Source organism: Shinella sp. HZN7, assembly GCF_001652565.1.
Lineage (GTDB): Bacteria > Pseudomonadota > Alphaproteobacteria > Rhizobiales > Rhizobiaceae > Shinella > Shinella granuli.
Window position 1 is genome coordinate 258455 of sequence record NZ_CP015737.1, and the last position, 26484, is coordinate 284938.

Annotated in this window: 23 protein-coding genes; 21 read left to right on the forward strand and 2 right to left on the reverse strand. The window is 66.6% G+C overall.

Annotation, left to right across the window (positions count from 1 at the left end; all coding sequences use genetic code 11):
* The first annotated feature begins 10 nt into the window (after positions 1-10).
* A complete protein-coding gene (locus shn_RS23620) occupies positions 11-244 on the forward strand; it encodes a DUF2171 domain-containing protein (protein WP_064332963.1) in 234 nt (77 codons plus the stop codon).
* A gap of 63 nt (positions 245-307) precedes the next feature.
* Here the strand turns inward: shn_RS23620 and shn_RS23625 are convergent, their stop codons facing one another.
* Entirely contained in the window at positions 308-1069 is a 762-nt protein-coding gene (locus shn_RS23625; protein ID WP_064333273.1) for a DeoR/GlpR family DNA-binding transcription regulator, read from the reverse strand.
* A gap of 230 nt (positions 1070-1299) precedes the next feature.
* On the opposite strand from shn_RS23625, the gene shn_RS23630 reads away from it, so the two are divergent.
* The 7 genes from shn_RS23630 to dmeF all read left to right on the forward strand — a co-directional run bounded on the left by shn_RS23630 (position 1300) and on the right by dmeF (position 10208).
* Positions 1300-2265 (forward strand): ABC transporter substrate-binding protein, encoded by a 966-nt coding sequence (locus tag shn_RS23630; RefSeq protein ID WP_064332964.1) that lies wholly within the window; start codon positions 1300-1302, stop codon positions 2263-2265.
* Between the two features lie 94 nt (positions 2266-2359).
* Positions 2360-3379, forward strand: a complete 1020-nt coding sequence (locus tag shn_RS23635; RefSeq protein WP_064332965.1) for a glycine betaine/L-proline ABC transporter ATP-binding protein — start codon at positions 2360-2362, stop codon at positions 3377-3379.
* Positions 3380-3383: 4 nt separating this feature from the next.
* The gene (locus shn_RS23640) at positions 3384-5417 is read left to right on the forward strand and encodes a proline/glycine betaine ABC transporter permease (protein WP_064332966.1); all 2034 of its coding nucleotides are present in this window, start codon (positions 3384-3386) and stop codon (positions 5415-5417) included.
* Positions 5417-6328 carry a choline/ethanolamine kinase family protein gene (locus tag shn_RS23645; RefSeq protein WP_064332967.1) on the forward strand — a complete coding sequence of 304 codons (912 nt, stop codon included), beginning with the start codon at positions 5417-5419 and terminating at the stop codon, positions 6326-6328. The genes shn_RS23640 and shn_RS23645 overlap by 1 nt, the downstream gene beginning before the upstream one ends.
* Complete coding sequence (locus tag shn_RS23650; RefSeq protein WP_064332968.1) at positions 6325-8766, forward strand: FAD-dependent oxidoreductase; 2442 nt, start codon at positions 6325-6327, stop codon at positions 8764-8766. The genes shn_RS23645 and shn_RS23650 overlap by 4 nt, the downstream gene beginning before the upstream one ends.
* A gap of 89 nt (positions 8767-8855) precedes the next feature.
* Positions 8856-9128, forward strand: coding sequence for a metal/formaldehyde-sensitive transcriptional repressor (locus tag shn_RS23655; RefSeq protein WP_064332969.1), 273 nt, complete (start codon positions 8856-8858; stop codon positions 9126-9128).
* 87 nt (positions 9129-9215) lie between these two features.
* A complete protein-coding gene (gene dmeF / locus shn_RS23660; RefSeq protein WP_064332970.1) occupies positions 9216-10208 on the forward strand; it encodes a CDF family Co(II)/Ni(II) efflux transporter DmeF in 993 nt (330 codons plus the stop codon).
* A gap of 14 nt (positions 10209-10222) precedes the next feature.
* Here dmeF and shn_RS23665 read toward each other — a convergent pair whose 3' ends face one another.
* Positions 10223-10864 carry a class I SAM-dependent methyltransferase gene (locus shn_RS23665; protein WP_064332971.1) on the reverse strand — a complete coding sequence of 214 codons (642 nt, stop codon included), beginning with the start codon at positions 10862-10864 and terminating at the stop codon, positions 10223-10225.
* 80 nt (positions 10865-10944) lie between these two features.
* On the opposite strand from shn_RS23665, the gene shn_RS23670 reads away from it, so the two are divergent.
* From shn_RS23670 to shn_RS23730, 13 genes are all read left to right on the forward strand, one after another.
* Positions 10945-11850: a phosphotransferase family protein gene (locus tag shn_RS23670; protein WP_064332972.1), complete on the forward strand. Its 906-nt coding sequence runs from the start codon at positions 10945-10947 to the stop codon at positions 11848-11850.
* 205 nt (positions 11851-12055) lie between these two features.
* On the forward strand, positions 12056-13084 hold the full coding sequence (locus tag shn_RS23675) for a substrate-binding domain-containing protein (RefSeq protein ID WP_064332973.1): 1029 nt from the start codon (positions 12056-12058) through the stop codon (positions 13082-13084).
* A gap of 101 nt (positions 13085-13185) precedes the next feature.
* Positions 13186-14706, forward strand: a complete 1521-nt coding sequence (locus shn_RS23680; protein WP_064333274.1) for a sugar ABC transporter ATP-binding protein — start codon at positions 13186-13188, stop codon at positions 14704-14706.
* 22 nt (positions 14707-14728) lie between these two features.
* Positions 14729-15718 carry an ABC transporter permease gene (locus tag shn_RS23685; RefSeq protein ID WP_064332974.1) on the forward strand — a complete coding sequence of 330 codons (990 nt, stop codon included), beginning with the start codon at positions 14729-14731 and terminating at the stop codon, positions 15716-15718.
* 1 nt (position 15719) lies between these two features.
* Positions 15720-16727 carry a sugar-binding transcriptional regulator gene (locus shn_RS23690; RefSeq protein ID WP_064332975.1) on the forward strand — a complete coding sequence of 336 codons (1008 nt, stop codon included), beginning with the start codon at positions 15720-15722 and terminating at the stop codon, positions 16725-16727.
* Positions 16724-17719, forward strand: coding sequence for an aldo/keto reductase (locus shn_RS23695; protein ID WP_064332976.1), 996 nt, complete (start codon positions 16724-16726; stop codon positions 17717-17719). Before shn_RS23690 ends, shn_RS23695 begins: the two co-directional genes overlap by 4 nt.
* Before the next feature lie 12 nt (positions 17720-17731).
* On the forward strand, positions 17732-19480 hold the full coding sequence (locus tag shn_RS23700; RefSeq protein WP_064332977.1) for a glycerol-3-phosphate dehydrogenase/oxidase: 1749 nt from the start codon (positions 17732-17734) through the stop codon (positions 19478-19480).
* On the forward strand, positions 19453-20295 hold the full coding sequence (locus shn_RS23705; protein ID WP_064332978.1) for a class I fructose-bisphosphate aldolase: 843 nt from the start codon (positions 19453-19455) through the stop codon (positions 20293-20295). The genes shn_RS23700 and shn_RS23705 overlap by 28 nt, the downstream gene beginning before the upstream one ends.
* Before the next feature lie 29 nt (positions 20296-20324).
* Positions 20325-21854 carry an FGGY-family carbohydrate kinase gene (locus shn_RS23710; RefSeq protein ID WP_064332979.1) on the forward strand — a complete coding sequence of 510 codons (1530 nt, stop codon included), beginning with the start codon at positions 20325-20327 and terminating at the stop codon, positions 21852-21854.
* 17 nt (positions 21855-21871) lie between these two features.
* Entirely contained in the window at positions 21872-23476 is a 1605-nt protein-coding gene (locus shn_RS23715) for a GMC family oxidoreductase (RefSeq protein ID WP_064333275.1), read from the forward strand.
* A 70-nt stretch (positions 23477-23546) separates the two neighbouring features.
* Positions 23547-23795, forward strand: coding sequence for a type II toxin-antitoxin system VapB family antitoxin (locus shn_RS23720; RefSeq protein WP_064333276.1), 249 nt, complete (start codon positions 23547-23549; stop codon positions 23793-23795).
* Positions 23792-24205, forward strand: coding sequence for a type II toxin-antitoxin system VapC family toxin (locus tag shn_RS23725; RefSeq protein WP_064332980.1), 414 nt, complete (start codon positions 23792-23794; stop codon positions 24203-24205). The genes shn_RS23720 and shn_RS23725 overlap by 4 nt, the downstream gene beginning before the upstream one ends.
* A 226-nt stretch (positions 24206-24431) precedes the next feature.
* Positions 24432-26480 carry a bifunctional diguanylate cyclase/phosphodiesterase gene (locus shn_RS23730; protein WP_064332981.1) on the forward strand — a complete coding sequence of 683 codons (2049 nt, stop codon included), beginning with the start codon at positions 24432-24434 and terminating at the stop codon, positions 26478-26480.
* The last annotated feature ends 4 nt before the right edge of the window (positions 26481-26484 follow it).

Here is a 26484-nt window from a genome sequence, read left to right on the forward strand (position 1 = left end):
GAGAATTTCCATGGTCGCTGCAAGCGAAATTCGTGAACATATGGAAGTCCGCGCCGCCGATGGCAGCCATGTCGGCACCGTCGACCACATGGAAGGCGACAGCCGCATCAAGCTCACCCGGAGCGATTCGAAGGACGGCCAGCACCACCTGATCCCCCTCGACTGGGTCGATCATGTCGACGCCCATGTGCATCTGAACAAGGACGCACAGGAAGTCGAAAGCCAGTGGTCGACGATGAACTGATCGTCCCGCCTCTCGGCAGGATCCAAAGCGGTTCGGCGAAATGTTCGCCGGGCCGCTTTTTCGTCAGCGCGCCAGCGTGACGTTGACGCCGGCCGCCTTCAGCGAGGCGGAGACATCGCGGGGCGGCGCCTTGTCGGTGAAGAGATCGGTCAGCATGCTGAATTCGCAGACGCGCACCAGCCCCTGCCGGCCGAACTTCGTGTGGTCGGTGACGACGACGGCCCGTTTGCCGCGCGTGACCACGGCGCGCGCGAATTCCGCTTCCTCCAGGTCGTAGTCCATCACGCCGATCGCGGCATCGATCGCGCCCGTGGAAATGACCGCATGGCCGACGGTGAAATGGTTGATGAACTCGATCGCCGAGACGCCGAAGGCCGCGCCATTGTCGCTGCGCAACTCGCCGCCCGCCATGTAGACGCGGTTGTCGTTGACCGTCGAAAGCGTGCGCGCGATGTCGGAGGAGTTGGTGACGACCGTCAGCCGCCGGTGGCCGAGCAACTCGCGGGCGAGGTAGCTCGTCGTCGTGCCCGTATCGAGCATGATCGAATCACCGTCGCGGATCGTCGCGGCCATGGCGACGGCGATCGCCTTCTTCGCCTCGCTGTTCTCGCGCATGCGCTTTTCGAAGGGCGCTTCGCCCACCACGGAAGGCAGCGCCACGGCGCCGTGCATCTTCAGCACGGTGCCGTTCGTCGTCAGCGGCTTGATGTCCCGCCGCACGGTTTCCAGCGAAACGTCGAGTTTCTTGGCGAGGTCGGCGATCGTCACCGTGCCGTCCTGCTGGAGCAGCCTCAGAATGTCGTTGTGGCGTTTGGAGTGGTTCATCGTCGTCGTGTCCGCATGCGTTTCCTGCTTCATAATCCTAGACGGATCATCTGGCAAGAAAGCCGCAAATTCGGTCACAAAGGCAGAAAAAGCCACATTTCAGGATTGACAGCCGCTTTCATCCAGCGTGTGATCGGCACCATGCGCAGGCCGACAGATACAAAAGTACGGGGAACGGCATCCGGCGCATCAGAAAGCATCGACTTCAAAGTGCGACCGGGAGATCACGCATGTTTCAACCTATTCGCCTGTCAGGACTGTTCGCCGCGACGCTGTGCCTGTCCGCGGCCTTCACGATTGCGCCCGCGGCGGCGCAGGAATCCACCGATCCGATCAAGCTGACGCTGCACGACTGGACGGGCCAGCTCATCACCACGGAAATCATGGGCGAGGTGCTGAAGAAGGCCGGTTATTCCGTCGACTATGTTCAGGCCGACTATCTCGCGCAGTTCGCGGGCCTGGAGACCGGCGACCTGCACGTCGCCATGGAGATGTGGGAGACCACCGGCCGTGACGCGATGGACGCCGCGACGGCCACCGGCAAGGTCGAGAATTTCGGCGAGACCGGCATGCAGGCCAAGGAAGAGTGGTGGTATCCGGCCTATATGAAGGAGAAATGCCCCGGCCTGCCGAACTGGGAAGCGCTGAAGAGCGAAGCCTGCGCGGAAGCCTTCTCGATCCCCGAGACCGCGCCGAAGGGCCGTTATCTCGGCGGCCCCGTCACCTGGGGCGGTTTCGACGACGAGCGCGTCGAGGCGCTGGACCTGCCCTTCGAGGTGATCCACGCCGGCACGGACGCCGCGCTCTTCGCGGAGCTGGAAAGCGCCTACCAGCGCCAGGCGCCGATCCTGCTGTGGATCTATGCGCCGCACTGGGCGCCGGCCAAGTACCAGGGCGAGTGGGTCGAGTTCCCGCCCTATTCGAAGGAATGCTACGAGGACCCGGCGGCCGGCGTGAACCCCGATGCCGCCTATGACTGCGGCAAGCCCTTCGGCCCGATCTGGAAGGTCGGCTGGTCCGGCCTCAAGGACAAGTGGCCGGGCGCCTATGCCGCCATCAAGGCGTTCAATGTCAACAATGACGAGATGGGGGCGATGATCACCAAGGTGGACCTCGACGGCAAGAAGGTCTCCGAGGTGGTCGCCGAGTGGATGGCGGCGAACGAAGCGCGCTGGTCCGGCTGGATCAAGAAGTAGCGCGCAAGGCCCGGCCCTCCGCCAGCAGGGGAGGCCGGGCGCCTTTTGTGCGGTCCCATAGGGACCGCGTTTCGATCACGCGACCGGAATGACGATGGCCTCTAGCGAACCGAAACTTGTCTGCCGTGGCGTCTGGAAGATCTTTGGCGCAGGCGGCAGATCCCTGGCCGGCCCTTCGGCCGCGCGGCTGACGAGCGCGGAGCTGCGCGCGGCCGGCGCCGTCGGCGCGGTGCGCGACGTCAATATCGAGGTGCGCGAGGGCGAGATCTTCGTCATCATGGGCCTGTCCGGCTCGGGCAAGTCGACGCTGGTGCGCTGCCTCTCGCGCCTCATTGAGCCGACCTCCGGCGACATCCTCTTCAACGGCGAGAACCTCCTGGCGGCAAGCGAGGCGCGGATGATCGAGATCCGCCGCCACCAGATGGGCATGGTCTTCCAGCATTTCGCCCTGCTGCCGCATCTTACCGTGCTGGCGAATGTCGCCTTTCCGCTGGAGATCCAGGGCATCGAGCGGGCAGCGCGCGAGGAGCGGGCGCGGCGCATGATCGACCTCGTCGGCCTTTCCGGCCGCGAGAACGCCTTCCCGCGCGAGCTGTCCGGCGGCCAGCAGCAGCGCGTCGGCATTGCCCGCTCGCTCGCCGCCGAGCCGGAGCTCTGGTTCCTCGATGAGCCCTTTTCCGCGCTCGACCCGCTGATCCGCCGCGAGATGCAGGACGAGTTCCTGCGCCTGCAATCGGTGCTGAAGAAGACCATCGTCTTCATCACCCACGATTTCGACGAGGCGATCCGCCTTGCCGACCGTATCGCCATCATGAAGGACGGCGAGATCGTGCAGGCGGGCACGCCCGAGGATCTCGTGCTGAATCCGGCGACGCCCTATGTGGCGGAGTTCACCCGCAGCGTCGCCCGTGCCAAGGTCGTCAAGGTCGCCGCCCTGATGCGGCCGCTGAACGGCACGCTGCCGCCGACCTCGATCCGCGCGAGCGCGCCGGTGGCCGAGGCCGCGCCGCTCTTCTCGCAAGGCGCGGAGACGCTGGCCGCCCTCGACGGGGCGGGAACGCCCGTGGGCCTCATCGACCGCGCGGCGGTCGTCGATGTGATGATGCGGGGCTGACGACATGGGCGCGTCCTTCCCCGTCCTCCAGCCCGTCTCCGAGCCGATCCCGGAAAACCCGGCCGCGCGCGGTGCGGCGCGGGCGCGCTGGCCGTGGCCGCTCGCCCTCGCCCTCTTCGTCCTCTTCTGGCAGTTCGGCGAGGACTTTGCGAAATGGGCCTTCTCCTATCCGCGCGCCTTCGAGATCCCGGCGGCGCGCTGGATCGGCAGGGCGACGAAATGGCTGGTGGACGAGGCGAGCTTCGGCCTCTTCACCTTTACGGACCTTACCCGTTTCCTCGCCGAGATCATCGACGTTCCCTACCGGGTGGCGCTCGGCCTCCTGTCGAGCGGCCTCCTGTCGGGGCAGGGCTCGAGCGCCGTGCAGCACCTGCCGCCGCTCTCCTGGCTCGCGGTGCTCGCCATCGTCGCGCTGATCGGCCACCATGCCGGCGGCGCGCGGCTCGCCGCGCTCGTCACGGCCTGCTTCGGCTTCCTCGTCATCTTCGGCCAGTGGACGAGCGCCATGGTGACGCTCGCCTCCATCGTCGTCGCCGTGCCGATCGGCGTGGTGGCCGGCCTCTTGCTCGGCCTTGCCGCCTGGCGCTGGCCTTTCTTCGAGCGGATGCTGGTTCCCGTTCTCGACCTCATGCAGACGATCCCGGTCTTCGCCTATCTCGTGCCCGTGCTCGTCTTCTTCGGCTTCGGCCCGACGGCGGCAATCGTCGCGACGCTGATCTATGCCCTGCCGCCGATGGCGCGCGTCACCATCCTCGCCATGCGCTCCGTGCCGGCGGAGATCCGCGACCTCGGCAACATGGTCGGCTGCAGCCGGCGGCAGATGACCTGGAAGGTCATGGTGCCGTCTGCCAAGGACAGCCTGATGGTCGGCGTCAACCAGGTCATCATGCTTTCGCTCAACATGGTCATCATCGCCTCGATGATCGGCGCCGGCGGCCTCGGCTTCGACGTGCTCGCCGCGCTGCGCCGCCTCGATATCGGTGCGGGCCTCGAAGCGGGGCTCGCCATCGTCGCGCTCGCCGTGGCGCTCGACCGGTTGAGCCAGGCCTATGCGGAAAAGGCCGGCCGGCCCGCGGCCGGTCTCCCGGCAAGCGGCGGCCTCGTGTCCCGACACCCCTATCTCCTCGCCGCGCTCGCCATCGTTGTTGCGACCTTCCTCGCCGGGCTTGCCGTGCCCGCGCTCCAGAGTTTCCCGGAAAGCTGGCAGGTCTCCACCGGCACCTTCTGGTCCGAGGTGGTGCGCTGGATCAACGTCAACTTCTTCGACACGCTGGAGGCGATCCGCAACGTCATCCTCCTGAACATCCTCGTGCCGCTGAAGCGGCTGCTCGGCGACCTGCCCTGGGCCGGGGTCGTCGCGCTGCTGGCGCTTTCGGGCTACCGGCTGGGCGGCCTGCGCCTTGCCGCGCTGGTCGGCGTGCTTTCCTTCCTGATCGCGGCGACCGGGCAATGGGAGAAGGCGATGATCACCGTCTATCTCTGCGGCATCTCCGTCGTCTTCGCCTGCCTCATCGGCGTGCCGCTCGGCATCCTGGCGGCCGAGCGCGAACGGCTGTGGCGCTGGCTCCAGCTCGTCATCGACACGCTGCAGACACTGCCCTCCTTCGTCTATCTCATGCCCGTCGTCATGCTGTTCCGCGTCGGCGATTTCACCGCGATGATCGCCGTCGTCGCCTACGCCGTCGTGCCGGCGATCCGCTACACGGTGCTGGGGCTCCAGCGCGTCGATCCGCGCGTGGTGGAGGCGGGCCGCGCCATGGGCTGCACGCAGAGGCAGATCCTCGCCAAGATCAAGCTGAAGCTGGCGCTGCCGGAAATCCTGCTCGGTCTCAACCAGACGATCATGTTCGCCCTCTCCATGCTGGTCATCACCGCACTGGTCGGCACGCGCGACCTCGGGCAGGAGGTTTATATCGCGCTCACCAAGGCCGATACGGGCCGCGGCCTCGTCGCCGGCCTTTCGATCGCCTTCATCGCCATCATCGCCGACCGGCTGATTTCCGCCGGCGCGAACCGCATCCGCGAGAGGGTGAGCTGATGGAGGGCCATGTCGAGCCCAGCCGCGCCGTCGAGGACCGCATCCGCGCTCTGCCCTGCTGGGCGGGCCGCATCGAGATCGCGCCGCTGAAGGGCGGCATCAGCAACGAGAGCTATCTCGTCAACGATGCGGCGGGGCGCCATGTCGTGCGCTTCGGCCGGGACTATCCCTTCCACCATGTCTTCCGCGAGCGGGAGCTGATGACGGCGCGGGCGGCCCATGCGGCCGGCTTCGGCCCGGAGGTGCGCTACGCCGAGCCCGGTGTCATGGTCTCGGCCTTCCTCGGCGCGAAGACTTTTGGCGCGGAAGACGTTGCCGCCGAGCGGCGGCGGGTGGCGGACCTGCTGCGCCGGTTCCACGACGAGATGCCGCAGGAGGTGAGCGGCGCCGCCTTCCTTTTCTGGCCCTTCCATGTGGTGCGCGACTATGCCCGCACGCTGCGGGAGGGCGGCAGCCGCATGAAGCCGCACCTTCCGGGCTATCTGGCGCTTGCCGAGGAACTGGAGGTGGCACAGGCGCCGCTGCCCATCGTCTTCGCGCACAACGACCTGCTGCCGGCCAACATTCTCGACGACGGCGCGCGGCTCTGGCTGATCGACTTCGAATATGCCGGCTTCTCCACCGCCATGTTCGACCTTGCCGGCGCCACCTCCAATGCCGGGCTTTCGCCCGACGAGGCGGAGGATTTCCTCGCCGCCTATTTCGCCGGCGCGCCCGACCCGGCGATCCTTCGCTCGCATGCCGCCATGCAATGCGCCTCGCTCTTGCGCGAGGCGATGTGGAGCATGGTCTCCGAACTCCATCTTGCAGCGCCCGGCGCCGACTATGTCGGCTACACGGCCGAAAATCTCGATCGTCTCGACGGGGCGCTCGACCATTACAGAACAAAATACGGGAAACACACCAAATGACCCTGCCATCCCATGCTGAGATCGTTGTCATCGGCGGCGGCATCATCGGCTGCTCGACGGCCTATCATCTCGCCCGCGACCACAAGGCGGACGTGATCCTCCTGGAGCAGGGCACGCTGACCTCGGGCTCGACCTGGCATGCGGCCGGCCTCGTCGGCCAGCTCCGCTCCTCGGCGTCGATCACCCGGGTGCTGAAATATTCCGTCGATCTCTACAAGGGCCTCGAAGCCGAGACGGGCCTTGCGACCGGCTGGAAGATGACGGGATGCCTGCGGCTCGCCACCAACCAGGACCGCTGGACGGAGTTCCGCCGCCTCGCCACCACGGCGAAGAGCTTCGGCATGGACATGCAGCTTTTGACGCCGCAGGAGGTCAAGGCCATGTGGCCGCTGATGGAGGTCGGCGACCTCGTGGGCGCGAGCTGGCTGCCGACGGACGGCCAGGCAAGCCCTTCGGACATCACCCAGTCGCTCGCAAGGGGCACGCGCATGCACGGCGCGAAGATTGTCGAGAACGTGCGCGTCACGGGCTTCGACATCGAGGACGGCCGCATTCGCCGCGTGCGCACGACGCTGGGCGACATCGCCTGCGACAAGGTGGTCAACTGCGCCGGCCAGTGGGCGCGGCAGGTCGGCGCGATGGCCGGCATCAACGTGCCGCTGCAGCCGGTCAAGCACCAGTATATCATCACGGAAACCGTGCCGGGGCTCGCCACCGATGCGCCGACGATCCGAGATCCCGATCGCCGCACCTATTTCAAGGAGGAGGTCGGCGGGCTCGTCATGGGCGGCTACGAGCCGAACCCGCAGCCCTGGACGACCGGCGACGTGCCCGACGAGTGGGCCTACCGGCTCTTCGACGACGATTTCGACCATTTCGAGCAGCATATGGTGGAGGCGATCGCCCGCGTGCCGGCGCTGGAGAAGGTCGGCGTCAAGCAGATGATCAACGGGCCGGAGAGTTTCACGCCCGACGGCAACTTCATCCTCGGCGTGGCGCCGGAATGCAGCAACATGTTCGTCGGCGCGGGCTTCAACGCCTTCGGCATCGCGTCCGGCGGCGGGGCGGGCTGGGTGCTGGCGCAATGGGTCGTCGACGGCGAGGCGCCGCTCGACCTCTGGGTGGTCGATATCCGCCGCTTTGCCGGCATGCACCGCGACCGCCAATGGGTGCTCGACCGCACGCTGGAGGCCTATGGCAAGCACTATACGATCGGCTTTCCGCACGAGGAATACGAGAGCGGCCGCCCGCGCGTCGTCTCGCCGCTCTACGAGCGGCTGAAGGCGCATGGCGCGGTGTTCGGCTCCAAGCTCGGCTGGGAACGGCCGAACTGGTTCGCGCCGAAGGGCATGGAGGCGCGCGACGTCTATTCGATGGGAAGGCAGAACTGGTTCTCGACGGTCGGCGACGAGCACCGCCATGTGCGCGAGGCCGTCGGCATCTTCGACCAGTCCTCCTTCGCCAAATACGAGATGACGGGGCCGGACGCGCTGAAGGCGCTCGACTGGATCTGCGCCAACGATGTCGGCAAGCCGGTGGGGCGGCTGACCTACACGCAGCTTCTCAACACCCGCGGCGGCATCGAGGCGGACCTGACGGTGGCGCGGCTCGCCGAGGAGAAATTCTACATCGTGACCGGCACGGGCTTCCGCACCCATGACCTCGGCTGGATCGCCGATCATCTTCCCGGCGGCCTCGACGTGACGCTTCGCGACGTGACGGAAGATTTCGGCACGCTGTCGCTGATGGGGCCGAAGGCGCGCGAGGTGCTGGCTGCACTTGCCGACACCGATGTCTCCAATGCCGGCTTCCCCTTCGGTCATGTGCGGGAGATCGTGCTTGCCGGCCATGTCGTGCGGGCGCTGCGTGTCACCTATGTCGGCGAGCTCGGCTGGGAGCTGCATGTGCCGATCGAGGCCATCGGCACGGTCTTCGATGCGCTGATGACGGCGGGCGCCCCGTTCGGTATCCGTCCGGTCGGCTATCGCGCGCTGGAATCGCTGCGTCTCGAAAAGGGTTACCGCGCCTGGGGGTCTGACATCACGCCGAACGACACGCCCTTCGATGCCGGCCTCGGCTGGGCGGTGAAGCTGCGCAAGAACACCGATTTCCTCGGCCGCCGGGCGCTGGAGGCGCTGCAGGGTGAAAAGCGCAAGAAGGCGCTGGCCGGCTTCACGGTCGACAATCCGGACATCGTGCTCGTCGGCCGCGAGACGATCCTGCGCAACGGCGAGCCCGTCGGTTACCTCACCAGCGGCGGCTACGGCTATACACTCGGCAAGAATGTCGGCTACGGCTATGTGCGCCGCGCCGAGGGTGTGGACGACGATTTCCTGACGGGCGGCGACTACGAGCTCGTCGTCGCCATGGAACGCACGCCGGCGAAGATCCACCTCGAACCGCTCTACGACCCGGCCGGTGCGCGCGTGAAAGCCTGATCCTGCGGCAGGGGAGGCCTCCGGGCCTTTCCGGATCGGCCAACCTATAGTATACCCCTCTATACTATGGATTCGAAAGGCGACCCCGCATGAGCCACACCATCCAGCAGAAGGACAAGCTGATCGCCCGGGTGCGCCGCATCCGCGGCCAGATCGAGGGCATCGAACGCGCGCTGGAAGGCGAGGCGGGCTGTGCGGAGATCATGCGCCAGCTCGCCTCCGTGCGCGGCGCGCTCGGCGGCCTGACGGCGGAGGTGATGGAGGATCATCTGCGCCATCATGTGATGGAGGCTGAGACGAAGGCGGACTGTCTTCAGGGCGGCGAGGAGCTGATCGGGGTCATCCGGACCTACATGAAATAGCCCAGGTCCCGCAGCAGGGCGAAGCAGCCTTGCCGCGGGCGCTGCCGAGGGCATTCGGTCCCGCCTGCCGCAACGAAAGGGAGTCCCATGGCAAACGATACGACGGCAAGGCCCACCCATGACCACATCTTCCTCGGCGCCGACCACAGCCGCAACGAGCGCAGGGTCTGGCTCGTCATCGCGCTGACGGCCGGCATGATGGTGGCGGAAATCGTCGCGGGCACGATCTACGGCTCGATGGCGCTGGTGGCGGACGGCTGGCACATGTCCACCCATGCCGGCGCCATGCTGATCGCGGCGCTCGCCTACTCCTATGCGCGGCGGCATGCGCGCGATCCGCGCTTCACCTTCGGCACGGGCAAGCTCGGCGATCTCGCGGGCTTTGCCAGCGCCATCGTCCTGGCCTTCATCGCCCTGCTCATCGGCTGGAAAAGCGTCCTGCGCCTTGCCGATCCGGTCGAGATCCATTTCGGTCAGGCGATCGCCGTGGCCGTCGCCGGCCTTGCGGTGAACCTTGTCAGCGCCTGGCTGCTGCGGGACGACCATGCGCATCACCATCACGGCTATCACGCTCACGGCGGCCATCATCATAACCACGATGACCATCATCACCATGACGGCCACGATCACCACCATGCGCACCACCACCCGCATTCGGCGCGCGACAACAACCTGCGCGCCGCCTACCTGCATGTGCTGGCGGATGCGCTGACCTCCATCCTTGCCATTGTTGCGCTGCTGCTCGGCCGGAGCTACGGCTGGCTCTGGGCCGATCCGGTGATGGGTGTCGTCGGGGCGCTGGTCATCGCCCGCTGGTCGTGGAGCCTCGTCCGCGAGGCTGGCGGCGTGCTGATCGACGCGGTGCCGGAGGGCGGGGCGCTGGCGGAGGATATCCGCACGGTGCTGGAACGCGGCGACGAGCACATCACCGACCTGCATGTCTGGCAGGTCGGCCCCGGCCATCACGCGGCGATCGTCTCGCTCTCATCCCCGCACCCGAAGGCGCCGTCCGACTACAAGGCACGGCTTGCCCATCTCGGCGGGCTGTCGCATGTGACGGTCGAGGTGCAGCCGGCCTGACCGGCGGCGCTGCCTCAGGCGTGGCGCAGTACCTTCAGCACCACGCCGCGGCTCGGCACGGTGCCCGTCTCGCCGGGCATCGAGACATAGGGCGCGGTCTCCTCGGCCCGCGCGAGGATGCCTTCGCGCTCCAGGGCCGCCAGCCGGTCGGAAAAGCCGTCGTTCCACAGCGTGTTCTTCACCGTCAGGACGAGGACGCCGCCCGGCCGCGTGATGCGGATGAGTTCCGGCAGGCCCTCGACGCCGACATGGCCCGACGTGAAGACGCCGGCCGAGACGATGCCGGCGAAATGCCCGTCCGGAAAGGGCAGGGGATTGCCGAGGGCGGCGCGGTGCAGGGCGGCATAGACGGCCTTCGCCGCCGCCCGCTGGAGCATGCCCTCGGAAATGTCGAGGCCCTCGACATGGGCATAGCCGAGGATCGCCAGCCATTCGCCGATGAGCCCGGTGCCGGCGCCCGCATCGAGCAGGGGCGCGGCGCCGCGCGGCAGGTGGCGCGCGAGGAGCGCGACGCAGATCGATGGATGGCGGTAGCCGGCGCTCGCCATGTCGGCGTCGTAGGTCTCCGCCCAGCCGTCGTAGAGGGCCGCGACCTCCTCCGTGCCGCTTGCATTGTAGACCGCGCCGAGTGCACCCTCATGATGTCCGTTTGCCATGGCCTTCCCTCATGTTTTGATGATGATAGCGAAAGGCTGAAATCTGTGAAACCGTCGCGGACGGCCAAAAGGAGGTGTTCATGAGCGAAGAGCGGCAGGCCCTGGATGCAATCGCGAAAATTCCCCTTCTGGAAGGGTATGACGGCCCGGTGGAACGGCTCGGCGGCCTCACCAATCTCGTCTTCCGCGTCCGCGACTGGTGCCTGCGCGTGCCCGGCAGGGGCACGGAGGAATATATCGACCGCGGCAACGAGGCCGTTGCGGCGCGGGAAGCGGCGCGGGTCGGCGTGGGGCCGGAGGTCTTTCACGCGGATGCGGCGAGCGGATTGATGGTCACCCGTTTCATTCCCGGCGCGACGACGATGACGCCGGAGGGCTTCAAGGCCGTTGCCGGCGCGCCGGCGCGGGCAGGCGAGGCCTTCCGGCGCCTGCACGGCAGCGGCGCGGTCTTTCCGGCGCGCTTCGAGCTCTTCCAGATGATCGACGATTATCTTGCGGTGCTCTCCACCAAGGATGTCGCCCTGCCGGAAGGCTATCACGACGGGCTGCGCGAGGCGGAAACGGTGCGCGCCGCGCTCGCCGCCCATCCGCTGCCCGTCGTCGCCTGCCATTGCGATCCGCTCTGCGAGAACTTCCTCGATACGGGAGACCGTATGTGGATCGTCGACTGGGAATATTCCGGCATGAACGACCCGATGTGGGACCTCGGCGATCTCTCGGTCGAGGCGGAGTTCGACCGCGAGCAGGAGGAGGCGATGATCCGCGCCTATTTCGGCGGCGAGCCGAAACCGGCCGAGCGCGGCCGCATCGTCATCTACAAGGCGATGTGCGACCTGCTCTGGACGCTCTGGGGGCTGATCCAACTTGCGAACGGCAACCCGGCCGCCGATTTCCGGGCCTATGCGGACGAGCGCTTTGCCCGCTGCCGCGCGCTGATGGCCGATCCGGTCTTTGCCGCGTCGGTGGCGGCCGTCGCGAAGGGATGAAAGATATTTCAGCCGTCGGGCTTGATTTCATGATTTGGATATGAAATATATTTCATTGTCTGAATTATATTGACACTCCCTCTGCTTTGCGATTAGCTGCCCATACCGGACTTCGAGGAGGAATTCCGGTCTTCACGGAGATCACCGGCGTCGGAACGACGCCCACGGGCTTTTTGGGAGGGGCTTTCGCCCCGGAGGAGGATACTTGCGCACTTTTCTGACGACGACCGCGTTGGCGGTCCTTGCGACGACGCTTTTTGCCGGTTCCGCGGCGGCCGAGACGGAGAACCCGTTCCGCTGCAAGCCGGGCGAGAAATACGTCATGAATGTCATGGTCTCGGGCGTCGAATACTGGTTCCCGGTCTATGAGATGTTCAAGCAGGCCGGCCAGCAGCTCGGCTGCGAGACGGAATATACCGGCACGCCGGAATATGACGTCAACAAGCAGATCGCCACCTTCGACCAGGCGCTGGCGCAGAACCCGGCCGGCATCCTCGTCCATCCGATGAACTCCGATCCGTTCATCGAGCCGATCAACCGCGCCATCGACCAGGGCACGGCGGTCGTGACCTTCGCCGCCGACTCGCCGCTTTCCAAGCGCGTGTCCTTCATCACCTCCGACAACACCCGCGAAGGCACCTATGCGGCCGATGCGATTGCCGAGAAGATGGGCGGCAAGGGCGAATATGCGGTGCTCGAAAACCCCGGCCAGGACAACCACGACAAGCGCATCGCCGCCTTCATCGCCCGTATGGAGGAGAAGTGGCCGGACATGAAGCTGGTCGGCCGCGCCGCCTCCAACCAGGATCCGACCAAGGCCTATCAGGGACTTTCCAGCATCATCCAGGCCAATCCGAATCTCGGCGCGGTCTTCATGCCGGAAGCCAACTCCGCCATCGGCGCGGCGCAGGCCAACAAGGAGGCCGGCGGCAACGTCCTCGTCATGTGCGCGGACGTCAACGCCAACATCCTCGACATGATCAAGGCCGGCGAGGTGTTCGGCTCGATCAACCCGAACCAGGGCATGCAGGGCTATATGGGCTTCATGCTGCTGTGGCTCGCCAAGCATCCGGAACTGATCGACCCGATGAACGATGCCAAGCGCTCGGGCTTCAACCCGATGAGCATCCCGGTCGTCGACAATGGCCTGTCCATCGTGACGGCGGAAAATGCCGACGACTTCTACTGGGACAAGTACCTGAAGCGTCGCGGCACCAAGGGCATCGAGGAGTAGTATCGGCGGCTCATGCCTTTGGCCGCTTCCACTGTGGCTTCCCCTCTCTGCCCTGCCGGGCAGAGGGGGGAGCTATGGACGACGATTTGGAAGGAAAGACGATGGCGGAGCCGGTGCTCACCATTCATGGCGTGACCAAGCATTTCGGGGCGGTGAAGGCGTTGACCGAGGTCGACTTCACCCTGGAACGCGGCGAGGTCCATGCGCTCTGCGGCGAGAACGGCGCCGGCAAGTCGACGCTGATGAACATCATCGCCGGCGTCCTGCAGCCGACCGAGGGGGAGATCCGCGTCGACGGCAAGGCCGTGCGCATCGCATCCCCTGCCGCCGCCCAGGCGCTCGGCATCGGCCTCGTCCACCAGGAGATCGCGCTCTGCCCGGATGCGAGCGTGGCGGAAAACATGTTCATGGCCGCCACCAACCGTCGTCGCTCGCCCTTCATGAACTACCGCGCCCTGGAGCGCGATGCGCAGGCCGTGATGAACCGCCTTGCCGCCATCGACGTCCGCCGCAAGGTGGCGGACCTGCCGATTTCCAGCCAGCAGCTCGTCGAGATCGCCAAGGCGCTGACGCTCGACTGCCGCGTGCTGATCCTCGACGAGCCGACTGCCGCGCTTACCGAAACCGAGGCGCAGCAGCTCTTCTCCATCATCCGCGACCTCAAGGCGAACGGCATCTCGATCATCTATATCAGCCACCGCATGGCCGAGATTTTCTCGCTCTGCGACCGCGTGACCGTTTTCCGCGACGGGCGCTATGTCTGTACCGACCGCATCGCCGACATCACGCCTGACGATGTCGTGCGCCGCATGGTGGGACGCGAGATCACGCAGCTCTATCCGGACAAGCTCGACACGGAGCCGGGCGCGACGATCCTCGAAGTCGATCACCTCGGTGACGGCGACCGTTTCCACGACGTCGGCTTCACCCTGCGCAAGGGCGAGATCCTCGGCATCGGCGGCCTCATCGGCTCCGGCCGCACGGAGATCGCCGAGGGCATCTGCGGGCTGCGGCCGCACACCGCCGGCACGGTGCGCCTGCACGGCGCGGCGCAGGCGATCCGCTCCTATGCGGATGCGGTGAAGGCCGGCATCGTCTACCTCTCCGAGGACCGCAAGGGATCCGGCGTCTTCCTCGACCTTTCCATCGCGCAGAACATCTCCGTCCTGGACCTCAAGTCGCTGACGAGCCCGCTTGGCCTGCTCAACGGCCGCGCCGAGGCGGCGCTGGCGGAGGACTTTGCGAAGCGCCTCGCGGTGCGCATGGGCGGTATCGATGCGCCGGTAAAATCGCTCTCGGGTGGCAACCAGCAGAAGGTTGCCATCGCCAAGCAACTCGCCGTCAAGCCGAAGGTCATCCTGATGGACGAGCCGACGCGCGGCATCGATGTCGGCGCGAAGACCGAAATTCATCGCCTGCTGCGCGAGCTTGCGCGCGCGGGCATCGGCATCCTCGTCATATCCTCGGAAATGCCGGAGCTGCTCGGGCTCTGCGACCGCGTGCTCGTCGTCCGGGAGGGACGCATCGCGGGGGAACTCGGCGCAAGGGAAATGACGGAGGAGGCCGTGATCCGGCTCGCTTCGGGCCTGGGCACGGCAAGGGCGGCAAACCATGCCGCGTGAGAAGAAACTGGGAGAGACGGGAATGGCAATCGACACGATGGCGGCAGGCACGCCGAAGACATCGTCCTTCAGGCGCATCGGCACCATGCGCGAGGCCGGGCTGATCGCGATCATCCTCGCGCTCTGCGTGATCATGAGCTTCGCCTCGCCGCACTTCCTGACGCTCGGCAACTTCCGCGCCATGCTGATGAGCTTTTCGGTGGAAGGCATCGTCGTCGTCGGCATGACGATCCTCTTGATCGTCGGCGGCATCGACCTTGCGGTCGGCTCCGTCGTCTGCTTCGCGATGGTGCTGTCCGGCTCGCTGTTCCTCGCCGGGCTCGATCCGTGGACGGCCTCTCTGATCGGCATCCTCGCCTCGGGCGCCATCGGCGCCGCCATGGGCTTCTTCGTGACGGTCGTCGGCCTCAACCACTTCATCACGTCTCTGGCAGCCATGGTGATCGTGCGCGGCCTCTGCCTCATCATCACCAAGGGCACGCCGCTCTCGCTCTTCACGCTGCCGGCCGGCTTCAAGGCCGTGGGGCAGGGCACCTTCTACGGCGTGCCCTATGTCATCCTGATCTTCGTCGCCGTCGTCATCCTGTTCGATTTCCTGCTGCGCCGGGCGACCGCCTTCCGCAAGGTCTTCTATACCGGCAGCAACGAAAAGGCCGCGCTCTATTCCGGCATCAAGACCAACCAGGTGAAGTTCTGGGTGACGGTGCTGTGCTCGACGCTCGCCGGTGTCGCAGGCGTCATCTACATGTCCCGCTTCGGCGCCGCGACCCCCACCTTCGGCGTCGGCATGGAGCTCAACATCATCGCGGCAGCGGTGATCGGCGGGGCCTCGCTCAATGGCGGCTCGGGCACCATCCTCGGCGCCATCCTCGGCATTGCGCTGCTCTCGGTCGTCACCTCCTCGCTGATCCTGCTCAATGTCTCGGTCTACTGGCAGGACATGATCAAGGGCTGCATCCTGCTCGCCGCCGTCTCGATCGACCATTTCCTGCACAAGCGGAAGGCCGCCTGACATGCCGATCGCCAAGCTGAAACCCAAGACCACGGCGCCGCGCGAAGAGATCGTGATTGCCCGACAGATGCACCAGGCGCTCGTGCTGCACTTCCTGGAAGGCCTGACGCAGGCGCAGATCGCCGACCAGCTCGGCCTGTCGCACGCCACCGTCAACCGCCTCATCAAGCGCGGCCGCCAGCTCGGCCTCGTCGAGATCAAGATCAAGTCGCCGGTCGAGCCGCTGGTCGACATGGAGGAGCGGCTCCTGGCACTCGGCGGCATCCGCCGCGCCGTCGTGGTGCCGACCGTCTCCGACAATCCGCAGACGGCGCTCCAGGCCGTCGGCGAAGCGGCAGCCCGCCTGCTGCTTAAGGAGATCGCCGACGGCGACACGATCTGCATCACCGGCGGCAAGGGCGTCAGCGCCGTCGTCGCTGGCCTGCAGGCGCCGCGCCGCTTTGATGTCGAGGTCATTCCCGCGACGGGCTGCGTGCAGGGAAAACACTATACGGACGTCAACCATGTCTCGACGCTGATGGCCGAACGGCTCGGCGGGCGCTCCTACCAGATCCACGCGCCGCTTTTCGCCGACGATGCCGAGCAGCGGGAAATGCTGATGAACATGCGCTCCGTCGCCGACGTCTTCCAGCGGGCGCGCGAGGCGAAGGTGGCCGTCGTCGGCATCGGCTCGATCCTCAGCCCGGACTCGACCTATTACGACCTGCACCCCTCGTCGAGCGAGGACCGCAAGGCCATCGAACATTCCGGCGCGAGCTCGGAGCTTCTCGCCCATCTCCTGGATGGCGAAGGCCGGCTCTGCGACTACAGCCTCAACCGCGCGCTGGTCTCGCTGACGCTTTCGGAATTCGCCTCGATCCCGACGAAGATCGGCGTCGCGAGCGGCTTCAACAAGGCAGGCTCCATCCTCAGCGTCCTGCGCGGCGATCATCTCGACACGCTCGTCACCGACGAGGCGACCGGCGCGCGCATTCTTGAACTGGCATCCGAAGAAGGAATTTCCGCATGAGCGGCGAACAATTGATCCGCGACATCGGGCGCTCCGGCGTCAAGGCCTCGGCCGTCGGCCTCGGCACCTGGGCGATCGGCGGCTGGATGTGGGGCGGCACGGACGAGGCGCAATCCATCGCCGCCATAGAGGCCTCGCTCGACGCCGGCGTGACGCTCATCGACACGGCGCCCGCCTATGGCCTCGGCCGCGCGGAGGAGATCGTCGGCAAGGCCATTGCCGGGCGCCGCGACAAGGCTGTCATCGCCACGAAATGCGGCCTCGTCTGGCACACGCGGAAGGGCAGCCATTTCTTCGACCAGGACGGCAGACCGGTCCATCGCTATCTCGGCCGGGACGCGATCGTCCACGAGGTGGAGGAGAGCCTGCGCCGGCTCGGCACGGACTATATCGACCTCTACATCACCCACTGGCAGGACGCGACGACGCCGATCGGGGAGACGGTCGCGGCGCTGGAAGAGCTGAAGACGGCCGGCAAGATCCGCGCCATCGGCGCGAGCAATGTCAATCGGTCGGAGCTCGAACAGTATATAGAGACCGGGTCGCTCGACGCGATCCAGGAGCGGTTCAGCATGATTGATCGCAAGATCGAGGCGGACCTGCTGCCGCTCACCGTTCGAAACGGCGTGGCGACGCTCAGCTATTCCTCGCTGGCACTCGGCCTGCTCTCCGGCACGATCGGCCCGGACCGCGTCTTCTCCGGCGACGACCAGCGCAAGGACAATCCACGCTTCTCCGTCGCCAACCGGCAGAAGGCGAAGGCCTTTTCCGATGCGATCCGCCCCGTCGCCGAGCGCCATGGCGCGAGCATCGCCCAGGTCGTGATCGCCTGGACGCTGGCGCAGACGGGCGTGACCTTCGCGCTCTGCGGCGCCAGGAACCCGGCACAGGCGCTCGACAATGCGCGGGCCGGCACGCTGCGGCTTACGGCGGACGATCTGGCGGCCATCGACGCCGCCATTACGGCGCACCTCGTCTCCATGGACGGATAACGGACTGCCATCATGAACCGGAAACAGACATTGGACGGGCTCCGCCGGAGCCCGAAGGTGGACGTGTGCGTCCTCGGCGGCGGCATCAACGGGCTCAGCGTCTTCCGCGAGCTGGCGCTGCAGGGCGTCGACGTGCTCGTCGTCGAGAAGGCCGACTACTGTTCCGGTGCGAGCGCCGCCCTCTCGCGCATGGTGCATGGGGGCTTGCGCTATCTCGAAAACGGCGAGTTCAGCCTCGTCAGGGAATCCCTCGTCGAGCGCGACCGCCTCTTGCGCAATGCGCCGCACTATGTTGCGCCGCTGCCGACCGCGGTGCCGATCTTCGACATCTTCTCCGGCCTTGCCAACGGCATCGTCCGCTTCCTCGGCCTCACCCGCCGCCCCAGCCGCCGCGGCGCGATCGCCATCAAGACGGGGCTCGGCATCTATGATTTCCTCACGCGCAAGCGGGCGCTGATGCCGAAGCACCAGTTCCGCAGCCGCAGGGCGACACTCGAAAAATGGCCAGCGCTCAACCCGGCGATCCGCAATTCGGCGACCTATTACGACGCCTGGGTCAGCCATCCCGAGCGCCTCGGCATCGAGGTGCTGCGCGACGGCCTTTCCGGCGGGGAGCAGGCCCGGGCGCTCAACTATGCGACGATCGAGGCGGCCGGCGGCGGGCGCTACCGGCTGCACGACGGCCTCACCGGCGAGGCACTGGACCTCCAGCCGCGGCTCATCATCAACGCGACCGGCGGCTGGGTCGACATCGCCAATGCCAGCCTCTTTCCTGCGGATGGCCGGCCCGAACCGCTGATGGGCGGCACGAAGGGCTCGCATCTCATCATCGACAATCCGGCGCTGCGCGACATGCTCGACGGCCACATGATCTATTACGAGAACGAGGACGGGCGCATCTGCATCCTCTTCCCCTATCTCGGCAAGGTGCTGGTCGGTTCGACGGATATCCGCGTTGATGATCCCGGCACGGTGCGCTGCGAGGCGGATGAGCGGGACTACATCCTGCAATCGCTCGCCTTCGTGCTGCCGGGCATCCGCATCCGCCCGGAGGAGATCGTCTTCCAGTTTTCCGGCGTGCGCCCGCTGCCGGCGAGCAAGGACAGTTTTACCGGCCGCATCCCGCGCGACCACTTCTGCACCGTTCTCGAAGGGCGCGACGGCGGGCCGCCGGTGCTCTGCATGATCGGCGGCAAATGGACGACGTTCCGCTCCTTCGGCGAACTGTCCGCCGACATGGCGCTCGACCGGCTCGGCCTGCCGCGCCGCATCGACACGGCGGATCGCCCGCTCGGCGGCGGGCGGGACTATCCGGAGGACGGCGACGGCTGGGTGCGGGCGCTCTCGGCCTCGACGGGCCTTTCCCCGGAACGGGCCGTGACGCTGTTTGCCCGCTACGGCACGGATGCGCGTGACATCGCCCTTTTCATCGCCGCCGGGCCGGATCACCTCATGCCCCATCCGGCCTACAGCGCCCGCGAACTTCTCTGCCTCATCCGCTCCGAAGCGGTCGAGCATCTGGACGATTTGCTCCTGCGCCGCACCGCGCTTGCCATTACCGGCGAGCTCTCGCTCGCCATGACCGAGGCCGCGCTCGATGTGCTGGCCGCCGAAAAAGGCTGGCCTGCGGCGCGCAGGGCCGAGGAGCGCACCCGTTTTCTGACCCTCCTGCACGAGCGCCACGGCGTTACGGAGGAAACCCTTTCCGCAAGGAACGAACAAAGGAGTAATGTATGCGAGACAACCGCAAGGTCCGGATGAACCGGCTGTTCGGCAACGGCCGTTGCCTGGACGTGGCGATCGATCACGGCGTGTGCAACGAGCCGTCCTTCCTCGACGGGCTGGAGGACATGCCGGCCGTGGTGAAGGCGCTGGTCGATGCGAGGCCCGACGCGATCCAGATGAACTACGGCCAGGCCGACCTGTTGCAGGGGCTTCCCGGCAAGGACAAGCCCGCCCTCGTCATGCGCATCGACATGGGCAATCCCTATAACCGCATCCGCCATCGCGACATGTGGGCCGTGCTGCAGAACGAGGCGGAGCCGCTCATCGGCGCGCTGGAGATGGATGCGGCCTGCGTGGTGGTCAATCTCTTCATGCTGCCGGACGAGCCGGATCTCTTCCGCCAGTGCGTGCAGAACATCGCGCGCGTCCGGGCGGATTGCGAGAAGTACGGCATGCCGCTGATGATCGAGCCGCTCGTCATGCAGCCCGTCACGGAGCGCGGCGGCTATATGGTCGATGGCGATGCGGAGAAGATCGTGACCCTGACGCGGCTTGCCCGCGAGATGGGCGCCGATATCGTCAAGGCGGACCCGACCACCAATGCGGAGGATTTCCACCGCGTCATCGAGGCGGCGCGCTGCCCCGTCCTCGTGCGCGGCGGCGGCAAGGAGGACCTTCGCGCGGTCTTCGACAAGTCCGCGGCCTTGATGCGGCAGGGCGCGGTGGGCATGGTCTATGGACGCAACATCTACCAGCACGCCAATCCAAGCGCCGTGGTGCGGGGCCTGATGGCGATCATCCATGCGGATGCGAGCGGCGAAGAGGCTTTCGCGCTTTACCAGCAGGGATAGGATGAAACGAACCTTGGGAGGGGTTCAGCATGCAGGATTATCTGTTGGGGCTCGATGCCGGAAACACCGTGATCAAGGCGGTGATCTTCGACCGGACGGGCCGGGAGCTGGCGCACGCGGGCGAGGAGGGCCATAGCCGCATGCCGAGCCCCGGCCATGTCGAGCGCGATCTCGGCGAGCTCTGGGCCAATGCGCGACACGTCATCCGCACCTGCCTTGACAAGGCGGGCATTGCGGCCGGCGACATCGCCGCCATCGGCTGCGCCGGCCACGGCAACGGGCTCTATGCGCTCGACCGGGCGGGCGAACCGCTCATCGGCATCCAGTCGCTCGACACGCGGGCGACCGGCCTCGTCGAGACCTGGCTGGCCGAGGGCGTCGGCGAACGGACCTATCCGATCGCCCGCCAGCGTCCCTGGCCGTCGCAGACGCCGACCCTGCTCGCCTGGCTGAAGCGTTACCGGCCGGAGCTCTTCCAGCGCATCGGCACGGTGTTCTTCTCCAAGGATTTCGTCGTCAACCGCCTGACCGGCCAGCGTGTCAGCGAGGTCTCGGACATGTCCGGCGCCGGCCTCATCGACCTTGCCGCCCGCCGCTACGACAAGGCGTTGATGGAGGCCTATGGCCTTGGCGACTGCATGGATCTCCTGCCGCCGCTCATCGAAAGCGCCGACATTGCCGGGCGGGTGACGGCGGCGGTGGCGGCAGAGACCGGCCTTGCCGCCGGCACGCCCGTCATCGGCGGGCTCTTCGACGTCGTCGCCTCGGCGCTCGGCTCGGGCGTCTCGCGCACTGGCAGCGCCTCGATCATCGCCGGCACCTGGAGCATCAACCAGGTCGTCATCGAAGGCCCGGATCTCGATGGTCCCGTCTTCATGTCCTCGACCTTCGACCGGACCCGCTACATGGCGATGGAGAACAGCGCCACCTCGGCGGCCAATCTCGAATGGCTGGTGCGGGAGTTCTTCGAGGGCGACCACGCGGCGGAAATCTCGCCCTTCGACGCGTGCTGCGCGCATGCCGCGGCGGTGGAGCCCTCGGCGGACGATCCGCTCTACCACCCCTATCTCTACGGCGCCCAGCAGGACGGCCATGCGCGGGCGGGCTTCTACGGCATTGCCGGCTGGCACACCAGGGGCCATCTGGTCCGCGCCCTGCTCGAAGGCGTCGCCTTCGGCCACCGCCAGCATGTCGAGGCGATCCGCAAGGCCGGCGCGAGCTTCGAGGAGGCGGTCCTTTCGGGCGGGGGCTCGCGCAGCAAGCTGTGGCCGCAGATCTTCGCCGACGTGCTCGGCGTGCCGGTCTCCGTCGCCGTCTCGCGCGAGACGGGCGCGCTCGGCGCGGCGATCGCGGCAGGCACCGGGGTCGGCCTCTTTTCCGATTTCACCGACGGCGCCAATGCCATGGTGCGGACCGACCGGCACTACAGGCCGAACGGCGCGCTTTCGGCGCATTACGACCGGCGCTACGCGCTCTACAGGGATATCGGCGAGGCGATGGCGCCGCTGTGGCGGCGGCTCTCGGCGTCTCGGGACATGGCAGCAGGAGTTGCAGCGTGACCGTCGATGGACAGGAAATGGCGGCGGACGAGGGCAGCTACGACTTCATCGTCGTCGGCGCCGGCTCGGCCGGCTGCGTTCTGGCGAACCGGCTTTCGGCCGATCCGAAGAACCGCGTGCTGCTGCTGGAGGCGGGCGGATCGGATCGTTACCACTGGATCCATATCCCGATCGGCTATCTCTATTGCATGGGCAATCCGCGCACCGACTGGATGATGAAGACGGCCGCGGAAGCCGGCCTCAACGGCCGCGCGCTCAACTACCCGCGCGGAAAGGTGCTCGGCGGCTGCTCGTCGATCAACGGCATGATCTACATGCGCGGCCAGGCCGCCGACTATGACGGCTGGCGGCAGGCGGGCAATGTCGGCTGGGGCTGGGACGACGTGCTGCCCTGGTTCCTGAAGTCGGAGGACAACTACCGCGGAAAATCCGCCCTGCACGGGGCCGGCGGCGAATGGCGCGTCGAGCGCCAGCGCCTCTCCTGGCCGATCCTCGACGCCTTCCGCGATGCGGCCGAGGAGCTCGGCATTCCGAAGACCGACGATTTCAACGACGGCGACAACGAAGGCTCCGGCTATTTCGAGGTCAACCAGCGCGGCGGCCTGCGCTGGAACACCACGAAGGCCTTCCTGCGGCCGGCCATGAAAAGGCCGAACCTGCGTGTCCTGACCGGAGCGGAGACCGAGCGGCTGGAATTCGACGGCAGGACGGTGACCGGCGTGCGCTTTCGCCTGCGGGGCCGCATCTGCCTTGCCCGCGCCACGCGCGAGGTGGTGCTGTCGGCCGGCGCGATCAACTCGCCGAAAATCCTGGAACTGTCTGGCATCGGCCGGCCGGACCTGCTCTCCGCCCTCGGCATTCCTGTGCGCCATGAACTGAACGGCGTCGGCGAGAACCTGCAGGACCACCTGCAGATCCGTACGGTCTTCCGGATCGAGGGCGCGCGCACGCTGAACCAGCTTTACCACAACCTCCTCAGCCGGGCCGGCATGGGGCTGCAATATGCGTTCTCCCGCTCCGGCCCGCTCTCCATGGCGCCGAGCCAGCTCGGCATCTTCGCCAGGAGCGATCCCGCCGTCGCGACGCCTGACCTCGAATATCACGTCCAGCCGCTCAGCACCGACCGGCTCGGCGAGCCGCTGCACCGCTATCCGGCGGTCACCGTTTCGGTCTGCAACCTCCGGCCCGAAAGCCGCGGCACGGTGCATGTGACGACCCGCGACCTTGCCGAGGCACCGGAAATCCGCCCGAACTACCTCTCGACGGCCGGCGACCGGCTGCTTGCGGCGAAATCCATCCGCCATGCCCGCAGCCTCATGCAGACGAGGGCCATCGCGCCCTTCCGCCCGCAGGAAATGTTGCCCGGCCAGGAATACGAGAGCGAGGAGGATCTGATCCGCCGGGCCGGCGACATCGCCACCACCATCTTCCACCCGGTGGGCACCTGCAGGATGGGCAGCGACCCGATGGCGGTGGTGGACACGAAGCTCGCCGTGCACGGCCTGAACCGGCTGCGCGTCGTCGACGCCTCGATCATGCCGACCATCGTCTCCGGCAACACCAATTCGCCTGTTATCATGATCGCGGAGAAGGCGGCGGAGGCTATATTGGCGAAGGGGTGATGGCTTGCCATCAGATGCCATCTTGATGGCAGGATCGGGAGGGACTATATTTCCCTTGAAGGAGGCCGCCATGGCAGAACCGCAGCTTTCCGTCCGCAGCGCCCGCGCGCGCGATCTCGCCCATCGCCTCGCGCGGCGGGAAAACCGCACGATCGCCGATATCGTCGAGCGGGCGCTGGAGGCCTATGAGGTGCGGGAGGCCGGCAGCGAGCCGGCGGCTCGCTTCTACCAGCGACTTGCCGCCGATTTCGGCGCGGAGGTCGATCTGGAGGCCACGATCCGCGAACACCGCACGCCCCATACGGGCCTCGACCTGTGATCTTCCTCGATACGAATGTCGTGTCGGAGACGCTGAAGAAGGCGCCTTCGGAAAACGTGCTCGCCTGGCTCGTGCGTTTCGATGCCGAACTGGCGCTACCGACGGTGACGATTGCCGAAATCGCCTTCGGCATCCAGAGGATCAGGCCGGACGAGCGGGCAGACCGGCTGGCACAGGGCCTGGCCGAATGGCGGCGCCGTTTTGCCGGACGGATTTTCGGCCTGACGGAGGCGGCAGCGCTTGTTTATGGCGAGATCATGGGCCAGGCGGTGCGGGAGGGGCGCCCGATGTCGGCGCCCGACGGCATGATCGCCGCGATCGTCCGCGTCAACGGCGGCCGGCTTGCGACCCGCAACACCCGCGATTTTACCGGTACCGGCATCGAGCTCGTCGATCCCTGGGCGTTCTAGCGTTCCGAACCGGGGCGCAAACGTGCCGATGGAATGCAATCTCATGGTTGCATTAGGGGTTTTCTCACACTCTTGTGCTCCACTCGTCCGTACCGAAGCGATGGTGCGGTTGCCGGTTTCCGGCTGTCTGCGCGCAGGGGGCAGGCGTGGTGAGACGGGTGCGGCCTTTGAACAGGACCACAGCGATCGCGAGTGACGGGGAATGCCGCATCGGGGTGGAGACGACATGCTTCGGGGTGAACCGGGCGGCACGGTGCCGGCCATGATGCGATACCCTCGAAGCACGCTTCGCCTGATCTCCGTCGCCTGGCCCTTCGTCCTGATCGTTCTCCTGCAGACTGCGCTTGCCACGTTCAGCCTGCAGGTCAGCACCTCGCTGCGCGCCTTCGTGACGGGCGAAAGCCTGTGGTCCAAGGGGCAGCACGACGCGCTCTACTACCTCAATCGCTATGCCGACACCGGCAACCGTTCCTTCGTCGATCGTTATCGTCAGGCGATGCTGGTCCCGCTGGGCGACCGTGCGGCGCGGCTTGCGCTCGAGGCCGACCCGCCGGATATCCAGGCTGCCTATCAGGGTTTCCTTGAGGGCGGTAATCATCCGGACGACATTCCGAACGTGATCTGGCTGTTCCGCTACTTCCGCTGGCTTCCGGTGATGGAGGCCTGCTTGCGCGACTGGCGCACGGCGGAAGGGGTGCTGCTGCAATTGCTGCCGATTGGCGAGGCGATCGATGCGTCCCGCCATATCAGCGAAATCGACCGCCGTGACATCACGCGCCAGCTCGACGAGATCAACGCGCTGGTCACGCCGCTCACCAAGCGCTTCTCCGATCGCCTCGGCGCGGGGACGCGGCAGGTCCAGGACGTGCTTCTCGCGGCCAATGTGGCGATGGCGCTGCTCTTCATCGTGCTGACGGTCTGGCGGCTCGACAGCTTCCTCACCCACCGGCGCAAGATCGAGGAGCAACTGTCCTTCAGCGCCAATCACGACGACCTGACGGGCCTTGCGAACCGTCGGCTCTTCGAAGACGAATTGGAGCGCATGCTGGCGGGGCCGAAAACCCGCCATGCGCTGATGTTCATCGATCTCGACCAGTTCAAGGCCGTCAACGACAATGGCGGCCATGCGGCCGGCGACGAACTGTTGCGCCGTGTCTCGCGCGATCTCGCCAACGCGATCCGCGGCACGGATCTTCTCGCAAGGCTCGGCGGCGACGAATTCGGCATCGTCCTGCCGAACTGCGCGCCGGAGGATGCGCTGCGGATCGCCATGCGTCTTCGCGAGATCACCGAGGCTATCGATTTCGTCTGGAACGGGCATCGCTATTCGATCAGCGCCAGCATCGGCGTGGTGCACCTCGCCGGGCGCAGCTACACGCTCCAGGAAGCGCTGCGCGCGGCCGACATCGCCTGCTACATGGCCAAGGAGAAGGGCCGCAACCGCGTGCATGTCTACGAGACGACCGACGTGGCGCAGACCCAGTTCACCGCCAACCTCAACTGGGTGCAGCGCCTGCACCGCGCGCTGGAGGAGGATCGCTTCCGGCTGTTCTCCCAGGCCATTGCCACCGTCCGGCAGGATGGCGAGACGGGCGAGCATCGCGAAATCCTGCTGCGGCTCGAAGAAGACGGCACGCTGCTGTCGCCCGGCGCCTTCATTCCGGCGGCCGAACGCTTCGGCCTCATGCCGGCGCTCGATCGCTGGGTGGTGCGCCATGCGCTCGAGATCATCAGCCGGCGCAAGGGCGCGGCTGCCGGCACCTATTCCATCAATCTCAGCGGCCTGACGCTGAAGGACGAGACCTTCCTGCCGTTCCTGCGCGAGGCGCTGCGCCACAGCCGCGTGCCGGCCGGGGCGCTCTGCTTCGAGATCACCGAAACCAGCGCGATCGAGAACCTCGACGAGGCCATCGCCTTCATGAACGCGATGCGCGCGATGGGGTGCCGCTTCGCGCTCGACGATTTCGGCGTCGGCATGTCGTCGCTGACCTACCTCAAGCGCCTGCCGGTCGATTATGTGAAGATCGACGGCAGCTTCGTGCGCGACATGCTGACGGACAAGGCGGATTGGATGACCGTCGAGATGATCAACCAGATCTCCCATCTCGCCGGCCGCAGGACGATCGCCGAATTTGTTGAAAACGCGGAGATTCTTGCGGCGTTGCAGACGATCGGCGTCGACTATGTGCAAGGCTATTTTCTCAGCCGGCCGGAGCCTTTCCTGCCGGAAACGACAGGCCTTGCCGCGCCGCTCCGCCGTGTCGGCGCCGCGTAGCCGG